This window comes from Nocardia sp. NPDC059154, from assembly GCF_042755705.1.
GTDB lineage: Bacteria > Actinomycetota > Actinomycetes > Mycobacteriales > Mycobacteriaceae > Nocardia.
Window position 1 is genome coordinate 28522 of the sequence record NZ_JBHZCS010000044.1, and the last position, 13424, is coordinate 41945.

The window sequence follows — 13424 nt, forward strand, 5'->3', positions numbered from 1 at the left end:
TCGGTAGACGACTGTGCCGCGCCCGGCGAGGTGGGCGCGGCACAGTTGTTGTGCGGTGGTGCGATTCGCGGCTACGGCAGCACCTGCGGAATGACGTTGGGGTCGAGGATGCCGACCAGGGCGCCGATGCCGCCGCCGATCAGGGCGCCGAGGGCCGAGCCGCCGATCATGCCGGGGACGGAGCCGACGACCGAGCCGAGGGCCGCGCCGCCCGCACTGCCGGTGAGCGCGCCCGCGGCCGCGCCGTTCAGGGCCGGGTCGGGGAACTGGGCATTCGGGTTGGTGTCCACCGGGTCCAACGGGACGCCGGCGGCGACCGGGGTGGCCTGGACCGGCTGTACGGCCGGGGCCGGCGCGCTGTCCGGCGCTTCCGCCGAGGCCACGCCCGCGAACAGGGTGGCGGCGGCCGCGACGGGCAGTGCGACGGCGATCAGTCTGGCGGTGGTTCTCCGGGTGGTACGACGCATCATGGTCTTCCTGTCCTCCGCGACCCCGATTCCCCGATCCGAATCGAATGTCAGCTGTGATCGAACCGAACGATTCAGATATAGCTGAGAAATTGCTTTCGATCGGAAATCGGCACGCACCAGAATCGGACGTTTTTATCAGACATTGCGCCGGTATTGACCGCCCACCGTGAAGAAGGTGTCCGTGACCTGCTGGAGTGTGCACACTCGCGCGGCATCCATCAGCACCTCGAAACCATTCTCGTCGCTCGCCGCGGCCGCCGCGAGCCGGGCCAGCGCCGCCGGCGCCGCATCCCGGTGCCGATCGGTGAATTCGCGGACTCGTTGGAGCTGAGACTGCTTTTCCGCCTCGGTGCCGCGGGCCAATTCCAGCACCCGAGGTGCTTCCTCGTGCCCATTGCGGAAGGTATTGACCCCGATGATGGGCAGGCTGCCGTCGTGCTTGCGTCGCTCGTAGAGCATGGACTCGTCCTGGATCCGCCCGCGCTGATAGCCGGTCTCCATGGCCCCGAGCACCCCGCCGCGCTCGCTGATCCGCTCGAACTCGCGCAGCACCGCCTCCTCCACCAGATCGGTCAGCTCGTCGATGATGAAGCTGCCCTGCAGCGGGTTCTCGTTCATCGCGAGCCCCCACTCCCGGTTGATGATGAGCTGGATGGCCAGTGCCCGCCGCACCGATTCCTCGGTCGGCGTGGTGACCGCCTCGTCGTAGGCATTGGTGTGCAGGCTGTTGCAGTTGTCGTACACCGCGATGAGTGCCTGCAGCGTGGTGCGAATGTCGTTGAAGCTCATCTCCTGTGCGTGCAGCGACCGCCCGGAGGTCTGGACGTGGTACTTCAGCTTCTGCGACCGCTCGTTGGCCCCGTACCGGTCGCGCATGGCGATCGCCCAGATGCGCCGCGCCACCCGGCCGATCACCGAGTACTCGGCGTCCATGCCATTGGAGAAGAAGAATGACAGGTTGGGCGCGAAGTCGTCGATGTCCATGCCCCGCGCGAGATACGCCTCCACATAGGTGAAACCGTTGGCCAGCGTGAAGGCCAGCTGGCTGATCGGGTTCGCCCCGGCCTCGGCGATGTGATAGCCGGAGATGGACACCGAGTAGAAGTTGCGAACGCCGTTGCGCACGAACCACTCCTGGATGTCGGCCATCATGCGCAGACTGAACTCGGTGGAGAAGATGCAGGTGTTCTGGCCCTGGTCCTCCTTGAGGATGTCGGCCTGCACGGTGCCGCGCACCGTCGCCAGGGTGCGGGCGCGCAGGCCGGCCGCCTCGTCGGGGGTGGGCTCGCGGCCCTGCTCGGCCGCGAACTCCGCCACCGCCTGATCGATGGCGGCATTGAGGAAGTAGGCCAGAATCGTCGGCGCGGGACCGTTGATGGTCATGGACACCGAGGTGGCAGGCGCGTCGAGGTCGAAGCCGTCGTAGAGCGCCTTCATATCGTCGAGGGTGGCGATGGACACCCCGGAGGTGCCGACCTTGCCGTAGATGTCCGGCCGCTCGGCCGGGTCGTGCCCGTACAGCGTGACCGAGTCGAAGGCGGTCGAAAGCCGTTTGGCCTCGGCGTGTTCGGAGAGCACCTTGAACCGGCGGTTGGTGCGGAAGGCATCGCCCTCGCCCGCGAACATGCGCGCCGGATCCTCGTTGTCCCGCTTGAACGGGAACACTCCGGCGGTGAACGGGAAGCGTCCCGGCAGGTTCTCCGAGCGCAGGAACCGCAGCAGCTCACCGTGATCGGTGAAGCGGGGGAGCGCCACCCGGGGAATCGAACTGCCGGACAATGTCTCCCGGCGCAGCGCCGTCCGCAGCTCCCGATCGCGGACCCGCACCACCTGTTCGTCGCCCCGGTACGATTCCGCAACCGCGGGCCATTCCGCCAGCAGTGCAGCGGTTTCCGGCGTCTGGTCGGCGCGAGCCTGCGCGAGCAGCCCGCGCAGCACCTCTCCGGCAGTATCGGACGTGACGGCATCGCCGGTGGCCGCGTCCGCCGGGGAAGCCGGGAGTGCGCCGTCGCCCGGCAGCTCGGCGAGTACCTGCTCCAGGCGCTGGACACGCCGCGCGGCCTCCATCTCGCGCGCGGTGCCGGCGTGGTAATCCCGCACGGCTTCCGCGATTTCGGCCAGATAGCGCACGCGGGCGGGCGGAATGATCTGGGCGAAGCGGGTGGAGGTGCGGGTGGCCACCCGCGGCAGCACGCCTTCCTGCAGCGGCAGCCCCTGCTCGGCGAGCAGTCCGCTCAGGTGCTGGTAGAGCGCTGTCACCCCGTCATCGTTGAAGGTCGCTGCGCTGGTGCCGAAGACCGGCATATCCTCGGGCATGGCGTGGAACTCCTCCCGATTCCGCACCAGCTGCCGCGACACATCGCGCAGCGTGTCCTCGGCCCCGCGCCGCTCGAACTTGTTGATGGCCACCACATCCGCGTAATCGAGCATGTCGATCTTCTCGAGCTGGGAGGCCGCGCCGAACTCCGGCGTCATCACGTACAGCGACACGTCCACGTGCTCGGCGATGGCCGCGTCACCCTGTCCGATGCCGGGCGTCTCCAGGATCACCAGATCGAATCCCGCTGCCTTGCAGGCGATCACCATGGTGTCGATATCGTGCGGCAGTTCCCGCTCACCCCGGGTGGCCAGCGACCGGAAGTAGACCCGTTCGCCGTCGAGGGCGTTCATCCGGATCCGGTCGCCCAGCAGCGCACCCCCGCCGCGCCGCCGGGTCGGGTCCACCGCCAGCACCGCGACCCGCAGCTTGTCCTGCTGATCGGTGCGCAGCCGTCGCACGAGTTCGTCTGTGAGAGATGACTTTCCGGATCCGCCGGTGCCGGTGATGCCCAGCACGGGCACGTGCCGCACGGCCGCCGCGGCCGTCAGCGCCGCTCGGTCCGCCTCCGGCAGCGTCCCCTGCTGCAGGCAGGTGAGGGTCCGCGCCAGCGCCGCCCGATCCCCGCTCAGCACCGCCTCCACCGACGCGGGTGTGTGTGAAAGATCCACGTCGCAAGCCGAAATCAGGTGATTGATCATCCCCGGCAGCCCGAGCCGCTGCCCGTCCTCCGGCGAGAAGATGGTCACGCCCGACTCCGCCAGCCGCGCGATCTCCTCGGGAATGATCACCCCGCCGCCCCCGCCGAAGATCTTCACGTGCTCGGCCCCGGCCTCTTTCAAGGCCTGCGCCAGGTACTCGAAGTACTCGATGTGCCCGCCCTGATACGAGCTGACCGCGACGCCCTGCACGTCCTCGGTGACGGCCGCGTCCACGACGTCGCGCACGGCCCGGTTGTGCCCCAGATGAATCACCTCGGCTCCCTGGGCCTGCAGGATTCTTCGCATGATGTTGATGGCCGCGTCATGGCCGTCGAACAGCGCCGCTGCGGTCACGAACCGCACTGGATGAACCGGGACATGCAGATCGGGCATGCGGTTGCTCCAACTCTCGGAGGCTCTCTGGGTGCTGTGAATTATCCCACAGCCAATACTTGGATGTCCAACTATAGGATCGCCACAGACCGCGCAATCGGCGCGCAAGCATCGAGACAGGACTGGCATGGCTCGCGAACTCACCCACTTCATCGGCGGGAAGCACGTCCCGGGAACTTCGGGCAATTTCGGCGATGTGTTCAACCCCAGCACCGGCCAGGTTCAGGCGCGCGTGCCGCTGGCGAGCAAGAGTGAGGTCGAGGCGGTCATCGCGAATGCCGCCGCCGCACAGCCGGCCTGGGCCGCCATGAACCCGCAGAAGCGCGCCCGGATCCTGATGAAGTTCCTGACCCTGGTGCAGGACGAGATGGATTCGCTGGCCGCACTGCTCTCCAGCGAGCACGGCAAGACCATCGCCGACGCCAAGGGCGATATCCAGCGTGGCCTCGAGGTCATCGAATTCGCCGTCGGCATCCCGCACCTGCTCAAGGGCGAGTACACCGAGAGCGCCGGCACCGGCATCGACGTGTACTCCATGCGGCAGCCGCTGGGCGTGGTCGCGGGCATCACCCCGTTCAACTTCCCGGCCATGATCCCGCTGTGGAAGGCCGGACCGGCGCTGGCCTGCGGTAATGCCTTCGTGCTCAAGCCCTCCGAGCGCGACCCCTCGGTGCCGCTGCGCCTGGCCGAGCTGTTCCTCGAGGCCGGACTGCCCGCGGGCATCTTCAATGTGGTCAACGGCGACAAGGAAGCCGTCGACACGCTGCTGCACGACGAGCGCATCAAGGCCGTCGGCTTCGTCGGCTCCACCCCGATCGCGCAGTACATCTACGAGACCGCCTCCGCCAACGGCAAGCGCGCCCAGTGCTTCGGCGGCGCCAAGAACCACGCCATCGTGATGCCGGACGCCGACCTCGACGATGTGGCCGACCAGCTGATCGGCGCGGGCTACGGCTCCGCGGGCGAGCGCTGCATGGCCATCTCGGTCGCCGTGCCGGTGGGCGAGGAGACCGCGGATCGCCTGCGCGCCAAGCTCATCGAGCGCATCAACAAGCTCAATGTCGGCGTCTCCGACGACCCGGGCGCGGACTTCGGCCCGCTGGTCGGCCGCGACGGCGTGGACCGGGTGAACAACTACGTCCAGATCGGCGTCGACGAGGGCGCGGAACTGGTGATCGACGGACGCGGCCTGGTCGTCGAGGGCGGCGAGGACGGATTCTTCGCGGGCGCTTCGCTGTTCGACCAGGTCACCCCGGAGATGCGGATCTACCGGGAAGAGATCTTCGGCCCGGTGCTGATGCTGGTGCGCGCCAAGGACTACGAAGAGGCGCTGCGCCTGCCCAACGAGCACGAATACGGCAATGGCGTCGCCATTTTCACCCGCGACGGCGACACCGCCCGCGACTTCGCCGCCCGCGTCCAGGTCGGCATGGTCGGCATCAATGTCCCGATCCCGGTGCCGATCGCGTACCACACCTTCGGCGGCTGGAAGCGCTCCGGCTTCGGCGACCTCAACCAGCACGGCCCGGACTCGATCCGCTTCTACACCAAGACCAAGACGGTGACGCAGCGCTGGCCCGCGGGACTCAAGGAGTCCAACGCCTTCGTCATCCCGACCATGGACTGACCTGATGTTCGTACTTGACGAGGACGAGAAGGCGATCGTCGAGACCGCCCGCTCCTTCGCCGACGAGCTGCTCGCGCCCAGTGCCCTGGAATGGGATGAGCGCAAGCACTTCCCGGTGGACGTGCTGCGCAAGGCGGGCTCGCTCGGCCTGGGCGGTATCTATGTGCGCGAGGACGTGGGCGGCTCGGAGCTGCGGCGGCTGGACGCCGTGCGCATCTTCGAGCAGCTGGCCACCGGCTGCCCGGCCGTGGCCGCCTACATCTCCATCCACAATATGGCCACGTGGATGATCGACACCTACGGCGATGCGGCGCAGCGCAATCGGTGGCTGCCGGGGCTGAGCTCCATGGACCTGCTGGCCTCCTACGCGCTGACCGAGCCGGGCGTCGGCTCCGACGCGGCGGCGCTGAGCACCAAGGCCGTCCGTGACGGCGACGACTACCTGCTCACCGGCGTCAAGCAGTTCATCTCCGGCGCGGGCAGCACCGACGTGTACGTGATCATGGCGCGCACCGGAAACGAAGGGGCGCGCGGGATCTCGGCCTTCATCGTCCCGGCCGATACGCCCGGGCTGTCCTTCGGGGCCAACGAGAAGAAGATGGGCTGGAACGCACAGCCCACCCGGCAGGTCATTCTCGACAATGCCCGGATCCCGGCGGCCAACCTGCTGGGCGAGGAGGGCAACGGCTTCCGCATCGCCATGAACGGGCTCAATGGCGGACGGTTGAACATCGCCGCCTGCTCGATGGGAGGGGCGCAGGCCGCGCTCGATCGGACCGTCGCCTATATGGCCCAGCGCAAGGCGTTCGGCTCGCGACTGCTGGACAACACCGCCCTGCAGTTCGAGCTGGCCGATATGCGCACCTCGCTGGAGGCCGCTCGCACCCTGCTGTGGCGGGCCGCGGCCGCGCTGGACGCCGACGCCCCCGACAAGGTGGAGCTGTGCGCCATGGCCAAGCGGTTCGCCACCGACGCCGGGTTCGAGGTGGCCAACAAGGCCCTGCAACTCCACGGTGGCTACGGTTACCTGGCCGAATACGGCATCGAGAAGATCGTCCGCGACCTGCGGGTGCATCAGATTCTCGAGGGCACGAACGAAATCATGCGGGTGGTCGTCGCCCGCTCGGTGGTAGGAGCAGCATGAGCGCTGAGGCATCGAAGAGCACGGTGCACGAACCCGAGGTGTTGATCGAGCGGCGCGACGGCCTCGGCCTGATCACGCTCAACCGGCCCCGCGCCATCAATGCGCTCAATCACCCGATGGCGCTGACCATCCTGGACGCGCTACGGGCCTGGGCGGACGACGACGAGGTGCGCGCGGTGGTGCTCACCGGCGCGGGCGAGCGCGGGCTGTGCGCGGGCGGCGACATCGTCGCCATCCACAACGACGCCGAGCACGCTGTGGCCCAGGGTGATTCGCCCGAGGTGGCCGCGGATTCCCCGAGCGGCACGTTCTGGCGCGACGAGTACATCCTCAATGCCCTCATCGGCCGCTACCCGAAGCCGTATGTCGCGGTCATGGACGGCATCGTGATGGGCGGCGGCGTCGGCCTGTCCGGGCACGCCTCGCATCGCATCGTGACCGAGCGGTCCATGGTCGGCATGCCCGAGACCGGCATCGGCTTCATCCCGGACGTCGGCGGCACCTACCTGCTGGCACACGCGCCGGGCGAGATCGGCACTCATGTCGCGCTCACCACCGCGCGCATGTCCGCCGGTGATGCCATCGCGGCCGGGTTCGCCGACTATTTCGTTCCGTCGGAACACATTCCGGCGCTGCTGGAGGCGCTGACCACGGCCGAGGTCGACGTGGCCATCGCCAAGTTCGCACAGCCCGCACCGGTCTCGGAGTTCGTGGCACAGCAGGAGTGGATCGACTCCTGCTACAGCGCGGACACCGTCGAGGAGATCGTGCACCGGCTGCAGCTCGACGGCCGGGCCGAGGCCGCCAAGGCCGCCGCCGACGTGCTGTCGAAATCGCCGGTGGCGCTGAAGGTCACGCTGCGCTCGCTGCGCGATGCGCGCCGGGCCGCCGACCTCGAGACGGCGCTGAACCAGGAGTACCGGGTCTCCGTCGCCTCCCTGAACACCCACGACCTGGTGGAGGGCATCCGCGCCCAGGTCATCGACAAGGACCGCAACCCGCAGTGGTCGCCCGCCACCCTGGCGGACGTCACCGAGGCCGACGTGGACGCCTACTTCGGCGCGCTCGGCGATCGCGAATTGGGTTTGGCCGCACCTGTTTCAGGCGAATAGAGCATTGAAGGACGAGCAATGAGCACTAACACCAAGGTCGGGTTCCTGGGGCTGGGCCACATGGGCGGACCCATGGCCGCCAACCTGGTCGAGGCCGGATACGACGTCCTCGCCTTCGACCCGGTGCCCGCGGCCCAGGATCAGGCCCGCCAGGACGGGGCGACCGTGGTCGCCACTGCCGCGGAAGCGGTTTCGGCCTCCGACATCGTGATCACCATGCTGCCCAACGGCCGCATCGTGCTCGACCTCTACGGCGAGATCCTCCCGGCCGCCAAGCCGGGCACCCTGTTCGTCGACTGCTCCACCATCGACGTCGCCGATGCCAAGCAGGCCGCGGAACTCGCTGCGGCAGCGGGACATCGGGCCCTGGACGCCCCGGTCTCCGGCGGCGTGGCGGGCGCGGCGGCGGGCACCCTCACCTTCATGGTGGGCGGCGCGGACGCCGACTTCGCCGACGCGCTGCCGCTGCTGGAGGTCATGGGCGGCAAGGTCGTGCACTGCGGCGGCGCGGGCGTGGGTCAGGCCGCCAAGATCTGCAACAACATGCTGCTGGGCATTTCCATGATCGGCCTCTCGGAAGCGATTGTGCTGGGCGAGAAGCTGGGGCTCACCCACGACAAGTTCTTCGACGTGGTGTCCACCGCCTCGGGGCAGTCGTGGGCGCTGACCTCCTACTGCCCGGTGCCCGGACCGGTTCCGGCCAGCCCGGCCAACAATGACTACCAGCCCGGCTTCGCGACCGCGCTCATGTCCAAGGACCTGGGTCTGGCGGCGAACGCGCTGCGGGCCAACGGCGTCGACGGGCAGATCGGGCAGCTGGCGGCGGAGATCTACAGCCGCTTCAACCAGGAGGAAGCGGGCAAGGACTTCTCGGCTATCGTCACCGATATCCGCAAGCGATCGGGAGAGGAACCGGCGTGACAGACTTCGAGACCATTCTGCTGGAGCGCAAGGGGCGTGTCGCCCTCATCACGCTGAACCGGCCGAAGGCCCTCAACGCGCTGAACTCGCAGGTCCTGGCCGACATTTCGGCGGCGCTGGACGAGCTGGAGAACGACAACGAGGTCGGCGCGGTCGTGCTGACCGGGTCCGACCGGGCCTTCGCGGCCGGCGCGGACATCAAGGAGATGCAGTCCAAGTCCTATATGGACATGTTCCTGACCGACCACTTCGCCGGTTGGGACCGACTGGTCGCGTTCCGTAAGCCCATCATCGCCGCGGTCGCCGGCTACGCCCTCGGTGGCGGCTGCGAACTCGCCATGATGTGCGACATCCTGCTCGCCGCCGACACCGCCAAGTTCGGGCAGCCCGAGATCAAGCTCGGCGTCATCCCCGGCATGGGCGGCTCCCAGCGCCTCACCCGCGCCGTCGGCAAGGCCAAGGCCATGGACCTGATCCTCACCGGCCGCAATATGGACGCCGAGGAAGCCGAACGCGCGGGCCTGGTCTCGCGCATCGTCCCCGCCGCCGACCTCGTCGCCACCGCCATGGAGGTCGCCGAGACCATCGCGTCCATGTCGCTGCCGTCGGTCATGATCGCCAAGGAAGCGGTGGACCGCGCCTTCGAAACCACCCTCACCGAGGGCCTGCGCTTCGAGCGCCGCGTCTTCCACTCGCTCTTCGCGACCGAGGACCAGAAGGAAGGCATGACCGCCTTCGTCGAGAAGCGCCCGGCGAACTTCACCAACAAGTAAGCGCCGCAACCACTCTCGGAGCTCTCGTGCCCCGCTGCCTGAGGCAGCGGGGCACGTTGACGAGAGCGGGCAGGTATTGCCCGGCGGGCCTCGTGCTCGAGGTCATCGGCGCGGGCGCCGGCGTCAGGCGTGTTTGGGTGGGCCTCGTGCTCTAGGTCATCGATGTGGGCGCCGGCGTCAGCCGTGTTTGGGCGGGCCGACCACTTCGACGGTCGGGGGCTTGCCGTCGGGGTGTTCGCCGCCGTCGCGGTTCATGGCCAGCGCGCCGACGATGGTGCCGCCCAGGGTGGCGGTAACCGCCACTGCCGCAACGAGTTTGCGGCGGGAGACGGGGGAGGTGGCGGGGGCCTCGTGGGAGGTGGCGGCCTGGGCCAGGTGCACGCTGCGGATGCTGCGGGCCGATGGCCGTTCGGCGGCCAGCAGGACCGCGCCGCGGGTGGAGACGAATTCGGGTTCGGGATCGTAGATGAGCGGATAGCCCAGCTGCTGTTTGAGCTCGTCCCGGATGCTCTTGTTGCGGGTGCAGCCGCCCAGCAGCGCCATTCCGGCGGGCTGGATGCCGGTCTCGTCGATCATGTGGCGGACGAAGGACGCCGAGTGATGAATGCCCGCTTCGACCAGTTCGGCGAAATCACTGCGGGTGACCACGGTGCGCTGCCCGGTGATCGGGTCGCAGATGGCCAGGACGCGCTCGGAGGCCAGCGCCTCCTTCTGGCGGCGGGTGGTGGCCAGATCCACGGTGACCCCGGCGCGGGTGAGCAGCCAGCGCAACAGCGCGTCGTGGCCGTCACCACCCAGGACGGTGCTGCGCTTGGTGGCGAGGACGGCATCGTTGCGGCAGTCGATCTGGGTGAGGGTCAGTCCCGAAGCACCCAGGTCGTAGAGCAGGACCGAACCCTCGCTGGGTAGCTTCCGGGTGAATCGGAGATATCGGAGCTGGGCCACCGGCTCATCGATGACCGTGAGGCGGTTGCGGCCCGCGGCGGTGCGAATCGCCTCGGCATGGGTGGCCGAGCGGCAGGTCACGGCAATGCCGGTAATGAATTCGTCGCGCTCGGCGGCCGACTTGCGCATCTGCTGGATGGCCTCGAAAACGGGGTCCTCCATGCCGCGATCACCGGCCCGGCGCAGGACCTTGCAACGGTCGATGGGAGGCAGGTGAGGCTGGTCGGAATGGGTGAGCATGGCACGTGCGCCAGCAGCGCCCGCCGACACCCCGAGGACCAGCACCATGCGCTCAATGGTGAACCTTTTGCGAGCCGAATCCAAGACTATGACGCAGGAAATTGGCTGCTGGGTCGCTGACCGGTTACTGACCGGCCCATCGTGTCGGCGAGCTACCTGGATCGAAGTCGCCGGCGCTCTGCCGGAACTCCGACAGCAATTGCAGCAGCAATTGCAATCGTTCCGACGGCAGTCCGGCCTCGGCGAAAACTCGCCGGTTCAGCTCGGTGGTGGCCCTGGCCACCAATTCTCTTCCGGCATCGGTGATTTCGATCAGCGTCGCCCGCCGGTCACTGGGATGTGGCACACGCTTCACCAAGTGCGCCGCCTCCAGCCGGTCCACCGTGTTGGTGACGGAGGTGGGGTGCACCTGCAGGCGGGCGCTGGCCACCGCCATCGGCAGCGCGCCGGTTTTGCTGAAGCTCAGCAGCATCAGTAACTCGTACCGGGAAAAGGTCAAACCGGACGGCCGCAGGGCTTCGTCCACCCGTGCCATCACGATCTGCTGCGCCCGCACCAGTGACGTCACCGCCGCCATTCCGTCGGCCACGTCACCCCAGCCGTGCTCGGTCCACTGACGGTGCGCCTCCTCGATCGGGTCGAGTGGCAGTGGACGTGGTCGAGACATGACCCGATCATCGCACGTCGCGAACCGGTTGGTCGCAGCGCCGAGCCGATCCCCGGGGAGCATACGAATCACGGTGATTCAAAACCTCGGCCGCAGGCCCGATTCGCCGCACTATTGGGTACACCCTGCGGCTGTGTCCGAGTTGGTCAGGAGCAGGCCTGCAAAGCCTGTCACACGGGTTCGAGTCCCGTCGGTCGCTCCATCGGAAAACGCCTCCCGTACACCCGGGAGGCGTTTTCGCATTCAGCTCGCGATCACGCCGGAGAGATCGCGCGGCACCACGAAATTGCGGTCGGCGGTCGTGCCCAGCGTGTATTCGGGCAGCAGACCGAAGTATTCGCCCCGCGACCGCGTGCTCCAGCGCCGCGCGGCCTCGGTGCGGGTCTTGTAGAAATTCAGCATGTAGCCGCCCTCGTAGAGGCGCAGCAGCGAGTAACCGCCCGGATATTCCTTGGCCGCCGCCACTTCCAGGAATTCGACCGGGATGGGCAGATCGGGCCGGGTACGGCGGTTGCGGTGGGTGTGCCCCGCATGGTGCAGGAAGACGCCGGGCGCGGAGCGGTAGATCGATTGCAGCTCGGCGGCATTCGCCGCATCGAGAATGAAGCTCGGTCCGGCCAGATTGGACCCGCCGGACTCGGTGGTGACCGGGTGATGACCGAAAACGAGTGTGGGACGGTCCGGGTCGCCGGTGAGCCGGTCCCGCAGCTCGTCGAGCTGGGACCGGTCCAAAGTGCCGCCCGGGGCGTCGAGCTGGGTGGTGTCCAGGGCGATCAGGCGCAGCTCGCCGACCTCGTAGGCCGCCAATTGCTGTCGGGCGGTGAAGGAATCACCCCAGCAGTCGTAGTGGTCGAGGTACGGGCTGCAGTCCGCGTAGTCCGAGCCCAGGTGCGGGCGGTCGTGATTGCCGCGGGCGGCGAACCATTCCCGGCCCGGCGCACCCCAGTTCGCGAGGTGGGTGTGGACGCCGCGCACCTGGTCCGGGGTGGCCTCGGCGGTGAGGTCACCGGCGAGCAGCAGATGGTCGACGGCACGGTCGGGCCGGTGTATATCGTCGAGCAGCGCGGTCAGCATGACTTCGGGATACGGTGCGAGACCGGGCTCCTGGCGCACTCCGGGCGGCAGGCCGGCGGTGATGAGCCCGCTGACCTCCTCGCCGAAGTGAATGTCATTGGACAGGGCGAGGGTTCGCAGCAGCCGGCCCGGCGGCGGCACCAGCGTGGTGAAGACCCCTTGCGCCTCCGGCGTATTCGGCAGGCGGGTGGCGACATTCAGCGCGGGCGCGGCCGCGATGCCCTGGGAACGCGCCTCGAACCGATAGGCGCGCCCGGGCTCGAGCCCGGTGACCTCGGCGTAGTGACAGGCGGTCGGCTGCGGGTCGCCGAAGACCTGCCGCAGCCCGGTCCCGTCCGCGGGACCGAGCCAGACTTCGCCGCCGGTCTCCACCGGAACAGGGTTGCCGGCCGCGTCCGGGCCCAGCGTCGTCCAGGTGAAGACGGCCGACTGCTCGGTGATGGTGACGACCTCGAGATCGGTCGCCACCAGCGAATCCGGCTGTGCCCGAGCCGGACTCGGCGCCACCAGCGGCAGGGCCGCGGCCGCCGCCAGCAGGCCCAGCAGCTGCCGCCGGTTCGGGCCGCAGCAGCTCATGGCCGTCCTACTTCGCGTCGGTGGAACAGACCTTCCATACGCCGTCTTCCTTGCGCAGGTGTTCATCGGTGGAACGCTTGCTGTCGGCGGTGCCGGGCAGGGTGAGCGTGCCCAGGGTGACAGCCGTGGCGCGGTCGCCGGTGATGGTGATGCCCTGCACCGAATCGACCTTCATGGAGATCTTGCCCTGGTCCATGGCCTTCCGCTGGGCCTCGGGCAGCGCGTCGTACTGGGCGCGGTCGCCGGCGCAGGTCTTGCCGACAGCCTGCGACGCGCCGCCGACGGAGAGCGCGTCGTAGAAATCGCGCACCGCGGTCTCGACACGCTTGTCGTCGCTCGGTCCGGAGTCCTTGCCGTTCAACGTCACCGCGGTGGCGATGCCACCTCCCACGAGCACCACGGCGGCCACGCCGAGTCCGATGGTCAAGGGGGTACGCCGCTGCAAGCTCATCGAGATCCTTCGA

The 13424-nt window shown here is 68.3% G+C and carries 11 protein-coding genes and 1 tRNA gene; 6 read left to right on the plus strand and 6 right to left on the minus strand.

Annotated features, from left to right (window positions below; translation table 11 throughout):
* Positions 1–71 precede the first annotated feature (71 nt).
* Complete coding sequence (locus ACFXN1_RS32015; RefSeq protein WP_379441204.1) at positions 72–467, minus strand: hypothetical protein; 396 nt, start codon at positions 465–467, stop codon at positions 72–74.
* Between the two features lie 138 nt (positions 468–605).
* Positions 606–3881: a fused isobutyryl-CoA mutase/GTPase IcmF gene (gene icmF / locus ACFXN1_RS32020; RefSeq protein WP_379463737.1), complete on the minus strand. Its 3276-nt coding sequence runs from the start codon at positions 3879–3881 to the stop codon at positions 606–608.
* A gap of 127 nt (positions 3882–4008) precedes the next feature.
* Here icmF and ACFXN1_RS32025 point away from each other — a divergent pair, with 127 nt between their 5' ends.
* Genes ACFXN1_RS32025 through ACFXN1_RS32045 form a run of 5 tightly spaced genes read left to right on the plus strand, consistent with a single transcriptional unit; the run spans position 4009 to position 9458 of the window.
* The gene (locus tag ACFXN1_RS32025) at positions 4009–5508 is read left to right on the plus strand and encodes a CoA-acylating methylmalonate-semialdehyde dehydrogenase (protein WP_379402865.1); all 1500 of its coding nucleotides are present in this window, start codon (positions 4009–4011) and stop codon (positions 5506–5508) included.
* 4 nt (positions 5509–5512) lie between these two features.
* Entirely contained in the window at positions 5513–6652 is a 1140-nt protein-coding gene (locus tag ACFXN1_RS32030; RefSeq protein ID WP_379402864.1) for an acyl-CoA dehydrogenase family protein, read from the plus strand.
* Positions 6649–7764: an enoyl-CoA hydratase/isomerase family protein gene (locus ACFXN1_RS32035; RefSeq protein WP_379402863.1), complete on the plus strand. Its 1116-nt coding sequence runs from the start codon at positions 6649–6651 to the stop codon at positions 7762–7764. Before ACFXN1_RS32030 ends, ACFXN1_RS32035 begins: the two co-directional genes overlap by 4 nt.
* Positions 7765–7782: 18 nt before the next feature.
* Complete coding sequence (gene mmsB / locus ACFXN1_RS32040) at positions 7783–8685, plus strand: 3-hydroxyisobutyrate dehydrogenase (RefSeq protein WP_379402862.1); 903 nt, start codon at positions 7783–7785, stop codon at positions 8683–8685.
* Positions 8682–9458 (plus strand): enoyl-CoA hydratase, encoded by a 777-nt coding sequence (locus ACFXN1_RS32045; protein WP_364623263.1) that lies wholly within the window; start codon positions 8682–8684, stop codon positions 9456–9458. The genes mmsB and ACFXN1_RS32045 overlap by 4 nt, the downstream gene beginning before the upstream one ends.
* A 177-nt stretch (positions 9459–9635) precedes the next feature.
* Here ACFXN1_RS32045 and ACFXN1_RS32050 read toward each other — a convergent pair whose 3' ends face one another.
* A complete protein-coding gene (locus ACFXN1_RS32050) occupies positions 9636–10691 on the minus strand; it encodes a hypothetical protein (RefSeq protein WP_379441207.1) in 1056 nt (351 codons plus the stop codon).
* A 76-nt stretch (positions 10692–10767) separates the two neighbouring features.
* On the minus strand, positions 10768–11310 hold the full coding sequence (locus tag ACFXN1_RS32055) for a MarR family winged helix-turn-helix transcriptional regulator (protein ID WP_379441209.1): 543 nt from the start codon (positions 11308–11310) through the stop codon (positions 10768–10770).
* Positions 11311–11437: 127 nt separating this feature from the next.
* Here ACFXN1_RS32055 and ACFXN1_RS32060 point away from each other — a divergent pair.
* Positions 11438–11512 (plus strand) — tRNA-Cys (locus ACFXN1_RS32060).
* Positions 11513–11553: 41 nt separating this feature from the next.
* Here ACFXN1_RS32060 and ACFXN1_RS32065 read toward each other — a convergent pair.
* Positions 11554–12960 (minus strand): metallophosphoesterase, encoded by a 1407-nt coding sequence (locus ACFXN1_RS32065; RefSeq protein WP_379441211.1) that lies wholly within the window; start codon positions 12958–12960, stop codon positions 11554–11556.
* A gap of 7 nt (positions 12961–12967) precedes the next feature.
* Entirely contained in the window at positions 12968–13411 is a 444-nt protein-coding gene (locus ACFXN1_RS32070) for a hypothetical protein (protein ID WP_379441212.1), read from the minus strand.
* Positions 13412–13424: the final 13 nt, after the last annotated feature.